Below are 20,667 nucleotides of genomic sequence, written 5' to 3' on the forward strand. Positions count from 1 at the left end.
CTCACACGGTCCGCAACAAATCCTTAATCGCGCCCGGCACTCTTATCGTCTGCCAGACGCTTCATGGTGTCGCGAGGCCGGAAAATTCCGGCTCCGCCAGAAGCCTCAATGCTTATTCAGCGGCTTCCAGAACAGCGCCATCATCCATGGCCCTGTAGGTATATTGGTCGATGCGCTTTTCGATTTCCGGACGGAAATTGCGGATCAGCGCCTGTACCGGCCATGCGGCGGCGTCGCCGAGCGCACAGATGGTGTGGCCTTCGATCTGCTTCGTCACTTCGAACAGCATGTCGATTTCGCGCTTCTGGGCATTGCCCTTGACCATGCGCTCCAGCACGCGCCACATCCAGCCGGTGCCTTCGCGGCACGGCGTGCACTGGCCGCAGCTTTCATGCTTGAAGAAGGCCGCGATGCGGGCAATCGCCTTGATGACGTCGGTGGACTTGTCCATGACGATCATGCCGCCGGTGCCGAAGGAAGACTTCACTTCGCGCATGCCGTCGAAATCCATGATTGCGTCCTTCATGTCCTCACCGCGAACGATGGGGCAGGATGCGCCGCCGGGGATGACGCCGAGCAGATTGTCCCAGCCGCCGCGAATGCCGCCGCAATGGTGCTCGATCAGCTCGCGGAAGGACAGACCCAGCGCGTCTTCGAAGGTGCACGGACGCTCGACGTGGCCGGAGACCATGAACAGCTTGGTGCCGACATTGTTCGGACGGCCGATGGAAGAGAACCATGCCGCACCGCGACGCAGGATGGTCGGCGCAACGGCGATCGATTCAACGTTGTTGACGGTCGTCGGGCAGCCATAAAGGCCCATATTGGCCGGGAACGGCGGCTTCAGGCGCGGCTGGCCCTTCTTGCCTTCGAGGCTTTCGAGCAGAGCCGTCTCTTCGCCGCAGATATAGGCGCCGGCGCCGTGATGGACGTAGATGTCGAAATCCCAGCCGTTCTTGTTGTTCTTGCCAAGCAGGCCGGCATCGTAACATTCGTCGATGGCCGCCTGCAGCGCCTCACGCTCGCGCATATATTCGCCGCGAACATAGATATAGGCGGTATGCGCGCCCATGGCGAAACCGGCGATCACGCAGCCTTCGATCAGCGTATGCGGATCGTTGCGGAGGATTTCGCGGTCCTTGCAGGTGCCGGGCTCGGATTCATCGGCATTCACGACGAGATAATGCGGACGGCCGTCATTTTCCTTCGGCATGAAGGACCACTTGAGACCCGTCGGGAAGCCAGCGCCGCCGCGACCGCGAAGGCCGGAAGCCTTCATCTCGTTGATGATCCAGTCACGGCCCTTTTCGATGATCTGCTTGGTGCCGTCCCAATGGCCGCGCGCTCTCACGCCCTTCAGGGACTTGTCCTTGAGGCCGTAGAGATTGGTAAAGATGCGATCCTGATCTTTTAACATGCTTCACCTCTTACCGCGGCTTCTTGCCGAAGACCCTGATATACTCGGCTTCGCCACCCTTGGCGAGCGCCTCGGCCTGCTTGATCCACTCGTCGCGTTCGATGCGGCCCTTGAAATTCAGATAACCGTCGACCCAGTCGCATTCGGCTTGTCTCCAGCCCGCGACCTGCGCGAAGGTGAAGATGCCGAGTTCGTGCAGCGTGCCCTCGATCTTCGGACCGACGCCGGAAATCAGCTTCAGGTCGTCGGGCGTTGCGGGCTTTTCGATGCCGGCCGGACGATCCTTGGAATCGAGCGACGGCTTCGCAGAGCCCGAAGCCTCCTTTTCGGCGGCCTTCACATTCGCTTCCGCAGCCTTCGGCGCGGTCGCCGGCGTCTTCAGCTTCGGATCGGTTTCCGGAGCATCCGTCTTCGGCTTGGCGGCATTGGACGGCGGAACCGGCGCGGCATCCGCAGGCGCTTCGGCCGGCTTGTCGAGATTGGAACGATCCGGCTTGATCTCTTCCGTCAAGGTCGTCAGGCCACCGACCGGAACCGACTCGTGACGATCGATCTGCGGGCCGGTCTTGACGGTGTCGCCCTTGCCTGCCTCGAACGTGTCGATGATTTCTTCCAGACGCTCGGGCGTCAGGTCCTCATAGGCATCCTTGAAGATGATGACCATCGGCGCGTTGACGCAGGCGCCCTGACATTCCACTTCTTCCCAGGAGAGCGTGCCGCTCTCATTGGTGTGCAGCGGATCGTGGTGGATTTTCTTGCGGCAGACATCCATCAGCGCTTCCGAGCCGCGCAGCATGCAGGGCGTGGTGCCGCAGACCTGAACGTGGGCGCGCGTGCCAACCGGCTTCAGCTGGAACTGGGTATAGAAGGTCGCCACTTCCAGAACACGGATATAGGCCATGTCCAGCATATCAGCGACTTTTTCGATGGCGGCGCGGGTTACCCAGCCGTCCTGTTCCTGCGCACGCATGAGCAGCGGGATGACCGCCGATTGCTGGCGTCCCTGCGGATATTTCAGAATCGTCTTTTCCGCCCATGCGGTATTTTCCGCATTGAAGGCAAACGCCACGGGCTGGAACTGATCTTCGGCTAGTCGACGAACGGACATACTTCCTCACGCCTTTTCAGTTTAACGTCTCACAACGCGATCTCGCCACCGTGACGAATTCGCAGGCGTAAGCCGCCTTGTCTTTCTGCATGAACACGATGAACTTGCTGCCATTGGGAACCGAGGCCTTGATCTCGTATCCCGACGACAGAAGCTGCTTGATGGTCGAAGAGCCGCCGCTCGACAGCGATATGCTGCCCTCGTCCGTCGCCGTCTGGGCGAGAGCGGGGGCAGACATCGCAGCGAGAAAAGCCGGTATGGCCAGCGGCAGACGCATCAGCGGTCGACCTCCCCGAACACGATGTCGAGGGAGCCGAGCACGGCTGTAACGTCGGCAAGCTGATGGCCCTTGCACAGGAAATCCATGGCCTGCAGGTGTGCGTAACCCGGCGCGCGGATCTTGCAGCGATAGGGCTTGTTCGAACCATCGGCGACCACGTAAACGCCGAACTCGCCCTTGGGCGCTTCGACGGCGGCGTAAACTTCGCCAGCCGGAACGTGATAACCTTCGGTGTAGAGCTTGAAGTGGTGGATCAGCGCTTCCATCGAGCGCTTCATCTCACCGCGCTTCGGCGGAACCACCTTGCCGTCAAGCGAGGAAACCGGGCCGATGCGGTGCTTGCCGGACAGAAGCTCGACGCACTGTTTCATGATCTTCACGGATTCGCGCATTTCCTGCATGCGGATCAGGTAACGATCGTAGCAGTCGCCGTTCTTGCCGACGGGAATGTCGAATTCGAGATCGGAATAGCACTCATAGGGCTGCGCGCGGCGCAAATCCCAGGCAGCGCCCGAGCCGCGCACCATCACGCCGGTGAAACCCCAGGCGAAGGCGTCTTCAAGCGAGACGACGCCGATATCGACGTTACGCTGCTTGTAGATGCGGTTGTCGGTCAAAAGGCCCTCGATATTATCAAGAACGGTGATGAAGGGATCGCACCATTTGCCGATATCCTCGACCAGCTCCGGCGGCAGATCCTGATGCACGCCGCCCGGACGAACGTAAGCCGAGTGCATGCGCGCGCCGCAGGCGCGCTCATAGAACACCATCAGCTTTTCGCGTTCCTCGAAGCCCCAGACCGGCGGCGTCATCGCGCCGACGTCCATGGCCTGGGTCGTGACGTTCATGATGTGCGACAGGATGCGGCCGATTTCCGAATAAAGCACGCGGATCAGCTGGCCACGCATCGGGATTTCGAGGCCGAGTAGCTTTTCGACGGCGAGTGCGAAAGCATGTTCCTGGTTCATCGGCGCGACGTAGTCGAGGCGGTCGAAGTAAGGAACGGCCTGAAGATAGGTCTTGGTCTCGATCAGCTTTTCGGTGCCGCGATGCAGAAGACCGATATGCGGATCGACACGCTCGACGATTTCGCCGTCCAGTTCCAGAACCAGACGCAGCACGCCGTGCGCGGACGGATGTTCCGGACCGAAGTTGATCGTGAAATTGCGGACGTTATGCTCAGTCATTCTAGTGCTCCGCCGAGGTGATCATGGCGATGAATTCGGGGCCGGTCATGTTCTGCGTGGTTTCGGCGAAAGAGTAGCTCGAAGGCTTCTCATCCGTGAAAATCTGCGACGCGAACTTGAAACTGGAAGGGTTATCGAAAGCCTGCAGCGAAACGGCAAAATGCTTGCCGTCCTTGGAACGCCACATCAGCGTGCTGCCGCAGTTCCTGCAGAAGCAGCGCTCACCCCATTCCGACGAGGAATAGACGCCGAGGTTCTCTTCGTTTTCGACGGAGATATCAGCGCATTCGACAGCCAGAAACGCACCGCCGGACCAGCGGCGGCACATGGAGCAATGGCAAACGCCAAATTCACGGGCACCGATGACGGCGTTGAAGCCGACGGCGCCGCAAAGACATTGCGCATGCTCTGTCGCGGGGGCTTGGCTCATTGCTTGGCCTTTTCGTCACCCGGGAGAACATATTCGGTTCCTTCCCATGGGGAGAGGAAATCGAAGTTGCGGAATTCCTGCTTCAGTTCGACCGGTTCATAAAGAACCCGTTTCAGCACGTCATCGTAACGTACTTCCACAAAGCCGGTAACCGGAAAATCCTTGCGCAGCGGATGGCCTTCGAAACCGTAATCCGTGAGGATACGGCGAAGGTCCTTGTGGCCTTCGAACGGAATGCCATACATGTCCCAGGCTTCGCGCTCGAACCATTCCGCGCCCATGTAAACGGAGGTCGAAGACGGCACGCCCTCGTCTTCCGCGACCTGCAGCTTGATGCGGACGCGCAGGTTCTGGCGCGGCGACAGCAGGTGATAAACGACATCGAAACGCTTTTCGCGCTGCGGCCAGTCAACGCCGCAAATGTCGATGATGTTGACAAAACCGCACTGCACGTCGTCACGCAGGAAGGTCAAAAGCGCGATCACGCTTTCAGGCGTCGTGTTCAGCGTCAGCTCGCCATAGGCGATATCGGCCGACACCACGAGGGAACCGCGCGCTTCCTTAACGTAAGCAGCAAGATCGTTGAGAGCTTCGCTCATTCTTAATCCGTCCTTTGCCCTTAGCGCTCGATCGTACCGGTACGACGAATCTTCTTCTGCAGCAGAAGCACGCCATAAAGCAGCGCCTCCGCCGTGGGGGGACAGCCCGGAACGTAGATATCCACCGGCACGACACGGTCGCAGCCGCGCACCACGGCGTAGGAATAATGGTAATAGCCGCCGCCATTGGCACAGGAGCCCATGGAGATGACGTAACGCGGCTCAGGCATCTGGTCATAGACCTTGCGCAGAGCGGGCGCCATCTTGTTGGTCAGCGTGCCGGCAACGATCATGACGTCCGACTGGCGCGGTGAGGCGCGCGGGGCAACGCCGAAGCGCTCCATGTCGTAGCGCGGGCCGGAAGCCTGCATCAGGCCTTCAACGGCGCAGCAGGCGAGACCGAACTGCATCCACATCAGGGAGCCGGTACGGGCCCAGGTGATCAGTTCGTCGGTCGAGGTGACGAGAAAGCCCTTGTCGGCCAGCTCGTCGTTGATTTCCGTGAAGTAGGCATCGTTGCTGCCAACCGGCTTGCCGGTCGAGGGATCGATGATCCCCTTTGGCTGCGGCGCAACGAGCGTGGTGTCGTTCTGGCTCATGCCCATTCCAGCGCTCCCTTCTTCCACTCATAGATAAAGCCGATGGTGAGAACGATGAGGAACACCATCATCGACCAGAAACCGAACCAGCCCATCTCGCCGAAAGACACCGCCCAGGGAAACAGGAAGGCGACTTCCAGATCGAAGATGATGAAGAGGATCGACACCAGATAAAAGCGGATATCGAACTTCATGCGGGCGTCGTCGAAGGCGTTGAAACCGCACTCGAAAGCGGAGAGCTTTTCCGGGTCCGGCGCCTTGTAGGCGACAGCAAAAGGCGCAATGAGAAGCGCCAGGCCGATGACGAGAGCGATACCGATGAAGATTGCGATCGGAATGTAGGAACTGAGGAGTTCAGTCATGGTCTCTTCCCTGCCCGGCCGGGTGCCGGACCTGCCTTTGCGACCCGAGGTCTCAAAGAGCGGACAAATATGTTGCAACGCCAAAGTGGTTAGCGCAGCCGCGCCCTCTCTGCAAGAGTTTAGGCACCATTTCAAGACACCTGCCGCATTGATTGGCAACAATATTGCCGGAATTGACGCAAATTTGGGCCACAATTCCGACCTAACCCCCTCAAATACAATAATAATCGATTGAACGACGCAACCGCAAAAAAGTCACACGAATTTTACGTCGGAATGGCGATGAAGTGACGATATCGGAAAATCGAAACTTGACTAAAAAATGCAGGAAAAATCGCGTTAAAAAAGCCCGGAATCAGGCGCCGGAATTGTCAAAAAATAGACTCGCGCTGGCGGCGCGTTGGTCTGGTTTTGAGGAGACATTTCAGGAAGAAGAAATGGCGCGAGTGACGGGGCTCGAACCCGCGACCTCCGGCGTGACAGGCCGGCACTCTAACCGACTGAGCTACACCCGCGCACCACAGACATTCATCTGCGTTTTCCGAGGAACAGGATGGCGCGAGTGACGGGGCTCGAACCCGCGACCTCCGGCGTGACAGGCCGGCACTCTAACCGACTGAGCTACACCCGCATCTCCTGACGACAGGAGCCAGTCCCGCCGCTCGAACCAGCCTCGGCCGTTCGATGAGCGGCTAACTACGGCGTTCGTGCGGGGGTGTCAAGCAGGTTTCACGACAAAAGAATAAGCTTCTTCATTTTGATCGGGAAAAACCTGAGGGCCTTTGAAGGCGAATGCCGCAAACGCCCTGTTTTGCGAGCTTTTCCCAACGAAAACAAAAAACTTGTCCACAGCCAGGGGCTTCCCCAGCGGTATTTCCACAGAGCCGTCAACGCGTCACTGGTTTCCGATTTTACCAAAAAGCCCGCAGTTACCGGCTTTTCCGCCCTCCCCCTGGATGGCGGAAAAGGCCGCCCCGAAAAAAAACAAAAAAACTTCACAAAAGCCCTTGCGGTTTTTTTCCGATCCGAATACATCACGGCCACCGACGCGGCGGACATGATCCGAGACACGCGAAGGGCGATTAGCTCAGTTGGTAGAGCGCCTCGTTTACACCGAGGATGTCGGGAGTTCGAGTCTCTCATCGCCCACCATTTTCCAAACCCTTCAGATCATATGTCACCAGTCAAATGTTTTTTTGGGTCGGCGCAATGTTTTGTCCGGAATTTTCCGCACATGGAATCAGGCTGCCCTGCATTTCGTTATTATGTGACCGAATCCGAACCCATGACCGTCGGAATCGCTTTTCCGGCCCTTCCTTATTCCAAATCGATACGACTGTTCCGGATTCCGACAGCTTCGCCCAATTCCTGTCTCACTGCGTAACATACCGAAAAATAAGCAGATTTATACTTTTTAAAGAGATTTCGGGCATTGTTTGCGCACCGTTTCATGATGAACGGCTGAACTGATGGATGAAGCCATGTCGATCGACGCGTTTGTAACACTCGCGCTTATTGCGCTGCCTGTTTATATTTTTTTTCGCTGGGTCCAGCAGGACTCGGAAAAAGGCAATACTCCCGAAAGCAAGAATTCCATGGGGCGGTGACCGCCCTTTGCGACCGGTCCTCGGCTTTCCCCCGAAGTCCCCCGACAGCTCCCCGATGACCGACAACAAAGCCGCAATGTCAGCTTAACGGGCTGCGTCGCGAAACATCGCACCGAACAGGCACCCGCACCGGGTTGCCTCTGCCGCATAAAAAAGCCGGGCTATGCCCGGCTTTTCTCATTCATTGCACCATCGGGATCGATCAGTTGATCGCCTTCAGATTGACGGTGAAGAACAGCGTCTCACCGGAGGAATCGTCCACGCCGTCATTGTCGGTCACGGCATAGGCCGTTCCTGCCTTGTCGAAAGTGAAACCTTCCAGCTTGTCGACGACGTAACCATTGGTCTGGGCCTTGAGGTCCGGCAGGAAGTCATGGGCTTCCTGCTTGGTCACCAGCGGCAGCTCGCCGCCAATCTTGCCCGGCTTCAGGTCGGCAATGGCGACACGATAGAGCTTCTTGATCTTGGCCTTGTCGCCGATCTGATTGTCGCGCTCGACGATATAGACATACTCGCCCTGCGCGGTGATTTCAGAAAGGCCAATCCAGCCGGCTTCAGTCTTGTCGAGCGGGTAACGCACGGCGCCCCACTCCTTGGACTTCGGATTATAGGAGACGAGCTTCACGAAGCCTTTCTCGTCCGTGCCCCATTCGCGCTGCACGGCCATCCACAGCGTGGCGTCATCGCCCTTGCCGATCATGGTCACGCCTTCGAAACCGAAGCGGGTCTCGCCGGCGAGAAGTTCCTTCGGCAGCGCGATCTCGGCCTTGATTTCACCCTTGGCGTTGACGTTGTAGAGCGCGTGCGGAACGAGCTTGGCGCTGTCGCCTTCCGAGGCCAGCCAGAAGCCGCCCTTGCCGTCGAGCGTGATGCCTTCGATGTCGAGTTTCTGAGCGGCAATGCCGTCACGCTTGATGCGCAGCACGCTGGTGATGGTGGCAGGCTTCTTCGTTGCGTCGATGGTGTAGATCGACGGCTGGTTGCCATAGACCGAGTCGGACACGGCATAGAGGATACCGGGCTTCTCGGCATCGCCGACCAGGCCCGAAAGAGCGCCCCAGCCGATCGGCGCGCCGTCGACGGTGGCGGAAACGAGCTGCGGATAGGCTGCTTCGCCCTCTGCACGCTCATAGAGCATGACATGCGAGCGGACGCCGCCATCCTCGATCAGATCGACCTCATTGGCCGTGGCAAGAAGATTGCGCGACGGGATGGCGACAGCGCCTTCCGGCGAAACGCCCGAAGGCAGCAGCTGCGTCAGCTGCGGTTCTGCGCCCGTATCCTTGTAAACCGCGACGATGGAGCCGCGCTCGGAAAGTACGAAGAAATATTTCTGGTCACCAAACGTCGCCGCTTCCAGGCCTTCCGGCTCGATGCCCTTGGCCCTAGAGCGCTTTTCCGGATAGTGGCCGATAGCCGCAACTGCGTGTTCGAGCGAGGAACCGGCTTCATAGAGAAGCTTGCCGGTCTTGTCGAAGATGGTGAAGCCGCGCGAGCCGCCCTGCCAGTCGCCTTCATTGGCGATGACGATGCGGTCATTGTCCAGCCACTTCACGGCGTCCGGCTCGCGCTTGCGGCCTTCCTGCTTGTCGGTGAATTTCAGCTGGCCGTCCGACTTCGTGTCGATGCCTTCGAGATCGACCGTGCCGGCGGAGAAATGCGTCTTAACCGTGCCGGTCTTGCCATCGATGATGACGATATGGTTGTTTTCCTGCAGGGTGAGCGCGATCTCGCCATTGGCGTTGATCGAAACAAATTCCGGCTCCGGATCCTCGGGGGAAATTTCGGCGAGACCGGTGACGTCGATCTTCTTCAGCGTCGCGCAGTCGGCAACGCCGTCCTTCAGACCAACCGTTACCAGATAACCCGCCGGCATCTGCGGCAGGGCGCCTTCATTCACTTCTTCGTCGCGCTCGTTTTCGATGGCGATGGCGGCAAAGGTCTTGTCAGGGGAAACGGCAACCGAATCGGGCTGGCCGCCGAGATCGCAGCTTGCATCGATCTTCTTGGTGGCGATGTCGACGGTTACCAGCTTGCCGGACGGATTGGCGCGGTTTTCCGACGTGTTGACGCCGGCCAGAACCTTAAGGCCAGCGACGGCAACGGAGGTCGGCTCGCCTTCGAGCAGCAGGGCGCCGCCGGCCTTGGGGGCCTTGGCGTCGGTGATGTCGATGAAACCGATGCCGCCGAGCGGGCTATCCGAATAGATCAGCGTCTTGCCGTCTTCGCTGGCGGTGATGATTTCAGCCGACGTGACGGACTTGGCGTCCTTGTCCGCGGGAAGATTATTCGCCACCGGGAAAGATGCAATGCGGTTGAAAACCGGCTCGGCAGCCGCCGGAAAGGCGGCGGATGTGAGCAGCGCAGCGGTCAAAGCCATGTGAGAAAATCGGAACGCCATTTTAATCCCCCTTTGGGTCCAGAAATACCCCATGGCTTCTGCGTCAAAGACATGACAGTGGCATGACATTTCCCTACGGGAGAATCAAAAAGCCCGGCTGCAGGAGCCGGGCTTTCGTGTTTATGCGCACATTCCGCGTTTCGAAACGCCGTGTGTTCGGATGGAAGCTACACAGGCATTCCCCTACTCTCATTCACATCTTGGCCCGAAAATGCAGGCTGTCCGAAAAGAGCTTTTCGAAGCACCACCCGCTTTTGGTAACAATGCGATGGCGTCAGGGCGTCAAAACATGTTTCCTCGTGAACCTGAAAAGCCGCTCGCCCGCCGCGGGCATTGCGGCCTTCCGGAAACCTTACGAGTTGACGGCGTCCTTCAGGCCCTTGCCTGCGGAGAACTTCGGCACGTTGCGAGCCGGGATATCGACTTCAGCACCCGTGGAAGGGTTACGGCCCTTGGAGGCTTCACGACGGCTGACGGAGAAGCTGCCGAAGCCGGCGAGGCGGATGTCGCCACCGTTCTTCAGTTCGCTCTGTACGGTTTCGAATACGGCATCAACAGCGGAAGCAGCATCTGCCTTCGTGAGACCAGCCTTTTCGGCAACAGCAGAGACGAGCTCGTTCTTGTTCATGTTTCCACCCCTTTCAATGGTTTGAAACGACTCAAATTAAGCCGGCGCAGAATACGTTCGCATCCGCGCGCCGCAACCCAAAAGCGCTGGAATCGCCTGAAAAACAAGGGGTCTGCGTTTTTTTTCACAAAAAAGGCCGACATTTCTGCCGGCCTTCCACATATTCGTGCCAAATTCGCATCACTTGTGCGCAGCTTTACGCCACATGCGCCTTCGGACACCTAACACATTGAATCTATGCAGCACCCGTCGCGAAAGGCGATTCCCGCCCCTCGCGACGATGCCTGTATCAATGCGCGATGGTCTGGCTGCCGTCGTCGACGCCTTCGACGGTTGCGATCACCGGCGTCTCGATGCTGCCGTCCCACTCGATGGGCTCCGGTTGGCGGATAAGGGCGTGCTTGATGACCTCGCCCATGCGCGATACCGGGATGATTTCCATCTCGTTCTTCACATTGTCCGGAATCTCCGCCAGGTCCTTGGCGTTTTCTTCCGGGATCAGCACCTTCTTGATGCCGCCGCGAAGGGCCGCGAGCAGCTTTTCCTTCAGGCCGCCGATCGGCAGCACGCGACCACGAAGCGTGATCTCGCCCGTCATCGCCACATCCTTCGAGACCGGAATGCCGGTCATGATGGAGACGATGGCGGTCGCCATGGCAACACCGGCGGACGGTCCGTCCTTCGGGGTTGCACCTTCCGGAACGTGGACGTGGATGTCGCTCTTGTCGAAGCGCGGCGGTTCGATGCCGAAGTCCACGGCGCGCGAACGGACATAGGATGCCGCCGCCGAAATGGATTCCTTCATCACTTCCTTGAGGTTGCCGGTGACCGTCATGCGGCCCTTGCCCGGCATCATCACGCCTTCGATGGTGAGCAATTCACCGCCGACTTCCGTCCAGGCAAGACCGGTGACGACACCGACCTGATCCTCGCGCTCGGCCTCGCCGTGGCGGAACCGCGGAACGCCCAGGAAATCCGGAACGTTGGCAGCGATGACTTCCACTGATTTGACCTTGCCCTTGATGATCTCGGTGACAGCCTTGCGCGCCAGCTTCATCAGCTCGCGTTCGAAGCTGCGCACGCCCGCCTCGCGGGTGTACTGCTGGATGACGACCATCAGGGCATCATCGGTAACCGAGAATTCTTCCGGACGCAGGGCATGTTCCTTGATCGCCTTGGGCAACAGGTGACGCTTGGCGATTTCGCGCTTTTCGTCTTCCGTGTAACCGGCGATGCGGATCACTTCCATACGGTCCATCAGCGGACCGGGAATGTTCAGCGTGTTGGCCGTGGTCACGAACATCACGTCGGACAGGTCGTATTCCACTTCAAGATAGTGGTCCATGAAGGTGGAGTTCTGTTCCGGATCAAGCACCTCAAGCAGGGCCGACGACGGATCGCCGCGGAAATCCATGCCCATCTTGTCGATTTCGTCGAGCAGGAAGAGCGGATTGGACTTCTTGGCCTTCTTCATCGATTGCACGATCTTGCCGGGCATGGAGCCGATATAGGTGCGGCGATGACCGCGGATTTCCGCCTCGTCACGCACGCCGCCAAGCGCCATGCGCACATATTCGCGACCGGTCGCCTTGGCGATCGACTTGGCGAGCGAGGTCTTGCCGACGCCGGGAGGGCCGACGAGGCACAGGATGGGTCCGCGGATCTTCGAGGCGCGCGCCTGTACGGCGAGATACTCGACGATGCGTTCCTTGACCTTGTCGAGACCGAAATGATCCTGATCGAGGATTTTCTCGGCGGCGTTGAGATCGGCCTTGATCTTCGACTTCTTGCCCCAGGGCAGACCCAGCAGCCAGTCCAGATAGTTGCGCACGACGGTCGCTTCCGCGGACATCGGGCTCATCTGGCGAAGCTTCTTCATTTCCGCCTCGGCCTTTTCCTTGGCCTCCTTGGAAAGCTTGGTCTTGGCGATGCGCTCTTCCAGTTCGGCCATCTCGTCACGGCCATCCTCGCCGTCGCCGAGTTCCTTCTGGATCGCCTTCATCTGCTCGTTCAGGTAATATTCGCGCTGCGTCTTCTCCATCTGGCGCTTGACGCGCGAGCGGATGCGCTTTTCCACCTGCAGCACGGAAATCTCGCCTTCCATGAAGCCGAGCGCCTTTTCAAGCCGCTGCTTGACGCTGACGGTTTCCAGCATTTCCTGCTTTTCGGTGATCTTGATCGACAGGTGCGAAGCGACCGTATCGGCGAGCTTCGAATAATCGTCGATCTGGCCGGCAGCGCCGACAACCTCGGGCGAAATCTTCTTGTTGAGCTTCACATAGCTCTCGAATTCCGAAACGACCGAACGCGAGAGCGCCTCGATCTCGACCGGATCTTCGGCAGGCTCCTGCAGCGGCGTCGCGGAGGCTTCGTAGAAATCCTCGCGGCCGGTATAGCTGTCGATCTGGGCGCGGCCCTTGCCTTCCACCAGCACCTTGACCGTACCGTCGGGAAGCTTCAGAAGCTGCAGGACATTGGCGACCGTGCCGACCTTGTGGATGGCTTCGGGGGCCGGATCGTCATCGCTGGCGTTGATCTGGGTGACAAGCATGATCTGCTTGTCCGAACCCATGACTTCCTCGAGCGCACGGATGGATTTTTCCCGCCCGACGAACAGGGGAACGATCATATGCGGGAAAACGACAATGTCGCGCAGGGGAAGTACCGGATAGGTACCGCCAGATGCCGCAGACGTGATGTTCGTCATATCATTTCCTTTCCTGGTCCCTTTCGGGACACTTTGCCGGACAGCTTGGGGCATCCGGCACATTCATTTCTCGAGACTGAAAGTGGAGTTTCGAAACACCGATTTCAAGTCGCCGGAACAGACGGCCCCGCTGAGCGGCAAGACCGTGAAATTCAACAAAACCCAGCGCCGGCTAGTACTCCCGACATTTCCGGTTATCCCCAATGACATGGGAACCGGGTCGCCGACGGGAATTCACATTTCCGTCATATCGCGCTGCAAATCAGTTGTAAGACTTTATCAGCAAAGCGCAATCCGCTCCAAACGCAAAATGGCGGACGGAGCTTTCCTCCACCTGATTGTCGGAAATGTAACTTACGGGGATGCTTCGAACATCCAGGAACGTTACAGCACCTCCGCGACCATGGGCCCGCGAATGCCGATGCAGTTGCCCCAGGGATCGCGGAACTGGCACATCCAGAGTTCCTCATCGATTTTCATCGGGCCACGATATAGAACGCCGCCCGCTTCACGCAGATGCGCCAGGGACTGCCCGAAATCATCCGTCCACCAATAGACGACGGACCCGGCCGCCCCGCTCTCAACCTTTTCATCGGCGGGGACGATTTCCAGCTGGATATCGCCGATCCGCAGAAATTCGAAGCCGGACGGGAGGCTGACGGATGGGACGGCCTGCGGAAACGCCTTGCCGTACCAGAGCAATCCCTCGGCGGGATCGGAAACATGAACAAGGATCGCGGTTACAGGGTTCATCGAGATACCGAAATATTGACGGGAGCCCCTTTGCTCTTCGACAAAAGGCGAAGACGCTCCATCTCTCTGTTTCTACGTATGTTCGGAGGCGAAACGCTTCCGTTTTATCGGATATGCCCGGAATGCCAGGCAGACGACGCATAAAGAAAAGCCCCCCGCAGCCTTTACTGCGAGGGGCTTTGTTCTTCTCGAACCGATCAGGCCGAAACGTTGGTCTTTTCTTCCTGACGATCCGCATAGATGTAGAGCGGACGCGCAAGGCCGCTGACGACCTCGTCGGAAATGACCACTTCGCGCACGCCTTCCAGCGTCGGCAGTTCAAACATGGTGTCGAGCAGAATCTTTTCCATGATCGAGCGCAGGCCGCGGGCGCCGGTCTTGCGGGTGATCGCCTTGCGGGCGATTTCGCGCAGCGCGTCCTCGTGGAAGGTCAGCTCCACATCTTCCATCTCGAACAGGCGCTGATACTGCTTGACCAGCGCGTTCTTCGGCTCGGACAGGATCTGGATCAGCGCGTCTTCATCAAGGTCTTCCAGCGTTGCCAGAACGGGCAGACGGCCGATGAATTCCGGGATGAGACCGAACTTCACCAGATCTTCGGGCTCCAGCTCGCGCAGCACCTCGCCGACGCGGCGATCGTCTTCCGCCTTGACGGTCGCACCAAAGCCGATCGAGGTCTTTTCACCACGGGCCGAGATGATCTTGTCGAGGCCGGCAAAGGCGCCGCCGCAGATGAACAGGATGTTGGTCGTATCCACCTGCAGGAATTCCTGCTGCGGATGCTTGCGGCCGCCCTGCGGCGGAACGGAAGCGACCGTGCCTTCCATGATCTTCAGAAGCGCCTGCTGGACGCCCTCGCCCGACACGTCGCGCGTGATGGACGGGTTGTCCGACTTGCGGGAAATCTTGTCGACTTCGTCGATATAGACGATGCCGCGCTGGGCGCGCTCGACATTGTAATCCGCAGCCTGCAACAGCTTCAGGATGATGTTTTCCACGTCCTCGCCGACATAACCGGCTTCGGTCAGCGTCGTTGCGTCCGCCATGGTGAAGGGAACGTCGATGATGCGTGCGAGCGTCTGGGCAAGATAGGTCTTGCCGCAGCCCGTCGGGCCGACGAGCATGATGTTCGACTTCGCGAGCTCGACATCGCCATTCTTGGAGGCGTGCGCAAGGCGCTTGTAATGGTTGTGAACGGCCACCGACAGGATCTTCTTCGCCTGCTTCTGGCCGATGACATATTCGTCGAGGATCTTGATGATGTCCTGCGGGGTGGGAACACCCTCGCGCGACTTCACCATCGACGTCTTGTTCTCCTCGCGGATGATGTCCATGCACAATTCGACGCATTCATCGCAGATGAACACCGTCGGTCCGGCAATGAGTTTCCGGACTTCGTGCTGGCTCTTGCCGCAGAATGAACAATAGAGTGTATTCTTGGAGTCGCCGCCGTTGCTGCCGCTGACTTTGCTCATATCTCTTTCCTTCCAGCACGCCGCAGGTCCGCCAAACGGATCGCGGTCAACTTACCGCTCGCCGATACGGCCCGTCTTGGGTGCATTGCCGTATCCGCCTCGTTTCCCGGGGTACTAGCCGTATCAGATACAGGAGCTGACAACCGGCTGCAACGAATTCCCCATCAAACCAAAGGCCACGTCATAAAAATTCAACATAGCCTTTATATATACTAATATCGCTTTCTGTTGCGGTTGAAAGCCCCGAAATTACTTTTGCGGGTTCAAACAAACGTCAAAAAGCGGCGCGCCTCAATTCGCGGCGGCGCCTTCGATTTCCTGGCGCGAGGTCAGGATCTTGTCGATCACGCCCCAGTCCTTCGCCTCGTCTGCATCCATGAAGTGGTCGCGATCAAGGGTTTTTTCAACCTCTTCGAGCGTGCGGCCGGTGTGCTTCACGTAGACTTCATTGAGGCGACGCTTCATCTTGATGATGTCGCGGGCGTGGCGCTCGATATCCGATGCCTGTCCCTGGAAGCCGCCGGAAGGCTGGTGCACCATGATACGGGCGTTCGGGGTTGCGAAACGCATTCCCTTTTCGCCGGCAGCCAGAAGCAGCGAGCCCATGGATGCGGCCTGACCGACGCAGAGCGTGGAAACCGCAGGGCGAATGAACTGCATCGTATCGTAGATCGCCATGCCGGCGGTCACGACGCCACCTGGCGAATTGATGTAGAGCGCAATTTCCTTCTTCGGGTTTTCAGCCTCGAGGAAAAGCAGCTGCGCGCAGACGAGCGAGGCCATCTGGTCTTCCACCGGTCCGGTGAGGAAAATGATGCGTTCCTTGAGAAGACGGGAAAATATGTCGTAGGAGCGTTCGCCGCGATTGGTCTGCTCTACGACCATCGGCACCAGAGCCATGGCGGTATCAACTGGATTTTTCATGTCCGTCCTTTGTCAAACTCTGCCCTTCGCGAAAAACCGCTCCGGAATCACTTCTAACCTTCATACTCCCTACATAGAGTGTCCCTGCCCCGTACTTCAAGACACGAAGCCGCATATCCTTAACGGCTCAACAGCGTTTGCGGGCCGTGAGCGCCCGCGTTGACAGGGGTTTCGAACCGGGCGATGCCGGACGGGCCTCTTTCCCTCACCACCACCATTTTTTTACTATGGCGGGCGACGAGGATAAAAATCGCCCGCCATGCACAGATATAACTTCTCACCGGCAAGAACTCGTTAGGTATTTGCTGCTGATACTAGCCAGCGAATTTCCGGTTCCCATCGGGGAATGGAGCCCATACGGGCGAAATGGCAGCTCAACAATTCCAGCGGGCATAACGCACCTCGCGCGAAAGAGCCCGCTTTTACCGCATGATGGCGCAGATAGGATTTTGCAATGCTGGATGCAAAGACGAGCACGCTACTGTGGGCGGCGGAGACGCTTACCCTTGCGGTGCTTTTGGGAACGTTGTGGCTGCACCGCCCTTCCCGCAGGCATAATCTCTATTTCGCCGCCGGTTTCCTCGTCACCGGCATCGGCACTGTCATGGTGGCGTTTCGCGGGGATATTTCCAGCTTCCTGTCCATTCAGGTCGGCAACACGCTGGCGCTCGCCGCCTTCGGTTTCTGGCTCGCGGGCCTCCTGTGCTTCGAGCAGCGTAAAGTCGGCGGCTGGATTGCCATTCCGGCCCTGCTATGGATCGCCGGAATGTTCGTGCCACCCGTGCGCGAAGACATGGTCGCCCGCATCCTGCTTTATCACGCCAGTGCGGCCACGGGCTATTTCATGCTTGCCGGCGTGCTTCTTGCCAGCAAGGCGCGCGCATCGCGCAGCCGCAAGGTACTTGCCGTGATCCTGATCCTGCAGGCTTTTGCGGGGGCGCTCGTCGCATCCATCGTCATCCCGGCCAATGCCGCTGTCCCCAACGCCATTCCAATGACATCGGCCCTCTCCATTTCCGGCATGCTGGGCTTCACCGCCATCATCATGATCAGCGCCAAGATCATCATGGAGGACACGGAAGGCCGTCTCCAACGCCTGGCAATGACCGATCATCTGACTGGCGTTCTCAACCGGCGCGGGCTGATGGAGGAGTTCGAATACATCAAGAAGCACTCGCAGGGCTCCGATCGCTATGTGGCGCTGGTTCTCTTCGACATTGACCATTTCAAGAAGATCAACGACAGATACGGCCATCAGTCCGGTGACGCCGTGCTCGTACATTTCTGTAATATCGCACAGCGCGTCATCGGCGAGCGCGGCCTTTTCGTCAGGATGGGCGGCGAGGAATTCGCGCTGGTGGCCGAAGTCGAAAGTCCTTCCAGCACGGTGGCGCTTGCGGAATCCATCCGCAGCAATCTGCGTCTTTCGAAAATCACCGCACGCGGCGAAGCGATCGAGGTGACGACCAGCGTCGGCATCTCCGAAGCCATGATCAAGGATGCCGACCTCAGCAAGATGATGACGGAAGCCGACCGGGCGCTTTATGCCGCCAAGAAGGCCGGGCGCAACCGGACCGTCATTCACGTCAATTCGGCCAATGTCGTCGTGCCCGCCCCGGACCGCGACGAAAACCCGATGGACAACAATGCCGACCGGCAGGTCGCGGCGCTGAACCGGATATCCGCCATTGCCAGCCGATAAGGATGTAGCCATACGGTGACATGCGGAAGGCCTTCACAAGCCATTTTCCCGCCCTTCCCAAAGCATCACATGCGGAATAAACCATGGGCATGACAGCGACATTTCCCTTTCTCAAGATCGATCCCGCCAGCCGCCGCGTTTCACTCGACGCCCGCGACCCGGCCTTCTACAACGATCCGAACCCGGTCTATGCGGCCCTGCACGCTGAATGTCCCACCTTCTACTGGGAAGAGCAGCGGCAATGGTTCTTCACCGGTTATGACCATGTCAGCGCCCTGCTGCGCGACCGCCGGTTCGGCCGGCAGATACTGCATGTGGCCAGCCGGGAGGAAATCGGCCTGCCGCAACCGCTCGAGCATGTGAAGCATTTCGACGCCGCCGAGCAGCATTCGCTTCTCGAACTCGAGCCGCCGGAACACACACGGCTGCGCACGCTCATCAACCGCGCCTTCGTTTCGCGGCACGTCGACAAGATGAAGCCGGAAATCGAGGAACTCGCCAACCGTCTGATCGATGCCTTCGAAGCGAATGGCGAAACCGAACTGCTCTCCTCCTATGCCGATATCATCCCGGTGACGATGATCGCCCGGATGATCGGCATTCCCGAGGAAATGGGGCCGCAGCTCCTGAAATGGTCGCATGCCTATGTCGGCATGTACATGTTCAAGCGCACGCCGGAAGACGAGCTGCTGGCCGACAGGGCCGCGCATGAATTTTCAGATTATGTGCGCAGCGTGATCGCCGAGCGGCGGGCGGAGCCGAAGGACGACCTGCTGAGCCACATGATCCATACGGAACACAAGGGCCAGTATCTGACCGACGACGAGCTCGTCTCCACCACCATCGTGCTGCTGAATGCAGGGCACGAGGCGACCGTGCACCAGATCGGCAATTCCGTGCGCATCATTCTGGAAAGCGGCGTTTCCCCCGAGACCCTGTTCAACGACGATGCCGCCACGGAACGGACGGTGGAGGAAACCCTGCGCATCTGCGCGCCGGTGCATATTTTCCAGCGCTGGGTTCTGGAACCCGTCGAAATCGACGGCGTCACGTTCAAGCGCGGCGACAAGGTCAGCCTCATTCTGGCCGCCGCCAATCTCGATCCGGCAAAGTTTTCCGATCCGCTGACCTTCCAGCCGGACCGCAACGAAGGCGCCAACGTCTCCTTCGGCGCGGGTATTCATTTCTGCATCGGCGCGCCGCTGGCAAGACTAGAACTCAATCTTGCGCTGCCGCTGCTTTTCAAACGCCTGCCGGGTCTGAAGATCGCCGAGCCGCCCAGGGTCAAGGATGTCTATCATTTCCATGGTCTGGATCGGCTCGATCTCAGCTGGTGAGATTTGATCGGTAGCGCACTCGAACGGACCATCCGCCCTCACAGCCGAATGACGTAGTCCTTCCGCGTCGTTTCCACGACCTCCCAGGTGCCCGTAAAGCCCGGACGCAGGATAACACGGTCGCCCGGTCTCAGATCGCGCGGCTCACCGCCGTCTTCGGTCAAAATGGAATGGCCTTCGAGAATGTTGAAATATTCCCATTCATCATAGACCACCCGCCATTTACCGGGCGTGGACTGCCAGATGCCGGCATAGATGCCCCCGGGAGCCTCCTCGAGATTCCATGTGGTGAATCTGGGATCGCCGGAGATCAGCCGTTCCGGCGCGGGCGCGCCGTATTCCAGTTCGGCGACATCATCAAAGGACAGAAAATTCGTCATGACGTCCCCTGTCCGTCAAATGTGGTTGGCCATACAGCTTTGCGCAATTGTGGGCGTCCCGTCAAATATTCTTGAATGTCTGGGCGGAGCGTTGCGGCGGCGGAGACGCGGCGCTACTCCATTTTCGTCCAGCCGAAAACCAGCCAGGTATATTTCGATTTCCCGTCGGGTTCGGCGGTATATGTCATCTGCATATCGCCGTCCTTCGCATAAATATCGAGCCGCGGCGCCGTATCGAGCTTCAGCCAAAGCGAGCTTTTGTCAAAAGACCATGTTCCGCACCAGACGCATGAACCTGACGGATCACCCGCCTGATGGAAATTGTAACGTCCATCAGCCGTGATCTCCAGATAATCGAAGGCGGTGTAAAATGTCGTCACGGTTTCCTGGAACAATGTCGCGCCCGCCTCCTGCTCGGGCGTCGGCTCAGTCTTCATATCCCGCGGCGGGCGGGTGGTCGCACCGCTGAGCTTCCATTTGCCGACAAAATCCTGCTGCGTCGGGAAATATTCCTCCTGCGCCTTCGCCGGCGAAGTCGGTATTACGCCCGGAATATCGGCCGTGACCACAATTCCAATCGCCAGGAAGAAGGTAACAATTCGAAGCAGTCCGGTGTAGCTTTTCATCTGGCGCATCTTTCACGATGAGATTGCAAGGGTTCTGTTCTAGGCGGATTCGGCTCCGGAATCGATAGATGCACGGCCGGGCATATGGCGCGAACTCGACAGATCGACCGCCCCGCGACGGCGAACGGTGACAGCGTTCCGGATC

The 20,667-nt window shown here is 58.7% G+C and carries 19 protein-coding genes and 3 tRNA genes; 4 read left to right on the forward strand and 18 right to left on the reverse strand.

The genetic code is table 11. The features are described 5' to 3' along the window. Window positions 1–112 precede the first annotated feature (112 nt). The 10 genes from nuoF to N5D22_RS12885 form a co-directional block, all read right to left on the reverse strand. Complete coding sequence (gene nuoF, locus N5D22_RS12840) at window positions 113–1,417, reverse strand: NADH-quinone oxidoreductase subunit NuoF (RefSeq protein WP_020012329.1); 1,305 nt, start codon at window positions 1,415–1,417, stop codon at window positions 113–115. 10 nt (window positions 1,418–1,427) lie between these two features. Next, window positions 1,428–2,525, reverse strand: a complete 1,098-nt coding sequence (locus N5D22_RS12845) for an NADH-quinone oxidoreductase subunit E (RefSeq protein ID WP_279655347.1) — start codon at window positions 2,523–2,525, stop codon at window positions 1,428–1,430. A gap of 16 nt (window positions 2,526–2,541) precedes the next feature. Then, window positions 2,542–2,802 (reverse strand): hypothetical protein, encoded by a 261-nt coding sequence (locus N5D22_RS12850; protein WP_279655348.1) that lies wholly within the window; start codon window positions 2,800–2,802, stop codon window positions 2,542–2,544. After that, window positions 2,802–3,992 (reverse strand): NADH-quinone oxidoreductase subunit D, encoded by a 1,191-nt coding sequence (locus N5D22_RS12855; protein WP_279655349.1) that lies wholly within the window; start codon window positions 3,990–3,992, stop codon window positions 2,802–2,804. The genes N5D22_RS12850 and N5D22_RS12855 overlap by 1 nt, the downstream gene beginning before the upstream one ends. A gap of 1 nt (window position 3,993) precedes the next feature. Continuing rightward, entirely contained in the window at window positions 3,994–4,422 is a 429-nt protein-coding gene (locus tag N5D22_RS12860) for a GFA family protein (RefSeq protein ID WP_279655350.1), read from the reverse strand. Next, complete coding sequence (locus N5D22_RS12865) at window positions 4,419–5,021, reverse strand: NADH-quinone oxidoreductase subunit C (RefSeq protein ID WP_035217676.1); 603 nt, start codon at window positions 5,019–5,021, stop codon at window positions 4,419–4,421. Before N5D22_RS12865 ends, N5D22_RS12860 begins: the two co-directional genes overlap by 4 nt. 20 nt (window positions 5,022–5,041) lie before the next feature. Then, on the reverse strand, window positions 5,042–5,626 hold the full coding sequence (locus tag N5D22_RS12870; protein ID WP_059762566.1) for an NADH-quinone oxidoreductase subunit B: 585 nt from the start codon (window positions 5,624–5,626) through the stop codon (window positions 5,042–5,044). Next, window positions 5,617–5,982 (reverse strand): NADH-quinone oxidoreductase subunit A, encoded by a 366-nt coding sequence (locus tag N5D22_RS12875; RefSeq protein WP_035259670.1) that lies wholly within the window; start codon window positions 5,980–5,982, stop codon window positions 5,617–5,619. The genes N5D22_RS12870 and N5D22_RS12875 overlap by 10 nt, the downstream gene beginning before the upstream one ends. Window positions 5,983–6,420: 438 nt before the next feature. Further along, a tRNA-Asp gene (locus N5D22_RS12880) sits at window positions 6,421–6,497 on the reverse strand. Between the two features lie 39 nt (window positions 6,498–6,536). Further along, window positions 6,537–6,613 (reverse strand) — tRNA-Asp (locus N5D22_RS12885). Between the two features lie 445 nt (window positions 6,614–7,058). Here N5D22_RS12885 and N5D22_RS12890 point away from each other — a divergent pair. Together N5D22_RS12890 and N5D22_RS12895 are read left to right on the forward strand one after the other, a co-directional pair. After that, a tRNA-Val gene (locus N5D22_RS12890) sits at window positions 7,059–7,134 on the forward strand. Window positions 7,135–7,451: 317 nt separating this feature from the next. Further along, window positions 7,452–7,589 carry a hypothetical protein gene (locus N5D22_RS12895; protein ID WP_279659044.1) on the forward strand — a complete coding sequence of 46 codons (138 nt, stop codon included), beginning with the start codon at window positions 7,452–7,454 and terminating at the stop codon, window positions 7,587–7,589. 202 nt (window positions 7,590–7,791) lie between these two features. On the opposite strand, the gene N5D22_RS12900 is transcribed toward N5D22_RS12895, so the two are convergent. From N5D22_RS12900 to clpP, 6 genes are all read right to left on the reverse strand, one after another. Then, entirely contained in the window at window positions 7,792–9,990 is a 2,199-nt protein-coding gene (locus N5D22_RS12900; RefSeq protein ID WP_279655352.1) for an esterase-like activity of phytase family protein, read from the reverse strand. Between the two features lie 352 nt (window positions 9,991–10,342). Then, entirely contained in the window at window positions 10,343–10,618 is a 276-nt protein-coding gene (hupB, locus tag N5D22_RS12905; protein WP_003502360.1) for a DNA-binding protein HupB, read from the reverse strand. 289 nt (window positions 10,619–10,907) lie between these two features. After that, window positions 10,908–13,325, reverse strand: coding sequence for an endopeptidase La (gene lon / locus N5D22_RS12910; protein ID WP_279655353.1), 2,418 nt, complete (start codon window positions 13,323–13,325; stop codon window positions 10,908–10,910). Window positions 13,326–13,709: 384 nt separating this feature from the next. Further along, window positions 13,710–14,078: a glyoxalase/bleomycin resistance/dioxygenase family protein gene (locus tag N5D22_RS12915; RefSeq protein WP_279655354.1), complete on the reverse strand. Its 369-nt coding sequence runs from the start codon at window positions 14,076–14,078 to the stop codon at window positions 13,710–13,712. A 197-nt stretch (window positions 14,079–14,275) separates the two neighbouring features. After that, a complete protein-coding gene (gene clpX, locus N5D22_RS12920; protein ID WP_059752638.1) occupies window positions 14,276–15,553 on the reverse strand; it encodes an ATP-dependent Clp protease ATP-binding subunit ClpX in 1,278 nt (425 codons plus the stop codon). 291 nt (window positions 15,554–15,844) lie between these two features. Continuing rightward, window positions 15,845–16,477 carry an ATP-dependent Clp endopeptidase proteolytic subunit ClpP gene (gene clpP, locus N5D22_RS12925; RefSeq protein WP_003521529.1) on the reverse strand — a complete coding sequence of 211 codons (633 nt, stop codon included), beginning with the start codon at window positions 16,475–16,477 and terminating at the stop codon, window positions 15,845–15,847. Between the two features lie 454 nt (window positions 16,478–16,931). On the opposite strand from clpP, the gene N5D22_RS12930 reads away from it, so the two are divergent. Continuing rightward, window positions 16,932–18,179: a GGDEF domain-containing protein gene (locus N5D22_RS12930; RefSeq protein WP_279655355.1), complete on the forward strand. Its 1,248-nt coding sequence runs from the start codon at window positions 16,932–16,934 to the stop codon at window positions 18,177–18,179. 83 nt (window positions 18,180–18,262) lie between these two features. Continuing rightward, the gene (locus N5D22_RS12935; RefSeq protein ID WP_279655356.1) at window positions 18,263–19,516 is read left to right on the forward strand and encodes a cytochrome P450; all 1,254 of its coding nucleotides are present in this window, start codon (window positions 18,263–18,265) and stop codon (window positions 19,514–19,516) included. A gap of 38 nt (window positions 19,517–19,554) precedes the next feature. On the opposite strand, the gene N5D22_RS12940 is transcribed toward N5D22_RS12935, so the two are convergent. After that, the gene (locus N5D22_RS12940; RefSeq protein ID WP_279655357.1) at window positions 19,555–19,896 is read right to left on the reverse strand and encodes a cupin domain-containing protein; all 342 of its coding nucleotides are present in this window, start codon (window positions 19,894–19,896) and stop codon (window positions 19,555–19,557) included. A 113-nt stretch (window positions 19,897–20,009) separates the two neighbouring features. Further along, window positions 20,010–20,522: a hypothetical protein gene (locus tag N5D22_RS12945; protein WP_279655358.1), complete on the reverse strand. Its 513-nt coding sequence runs from the start codon at window positions 20,520–20,522 to the stop codon at window positions 20,010–20,012. Window positions 20,523–20,667: the final 145 nt, after the last annotated feature.

Origin of the sequence: Agrobacterium sp. GD03872 (genome assembly GCF_029840625.1) — a bacterium.
In the GTDB taxonomy this organism is placed as follows: Bacteria; Pseudomonadota; Alphaproteobacteria; order Rhizobiales; family Rhizobiaceae; genus Agrobacterium; species Agrobacterium fabrum_A.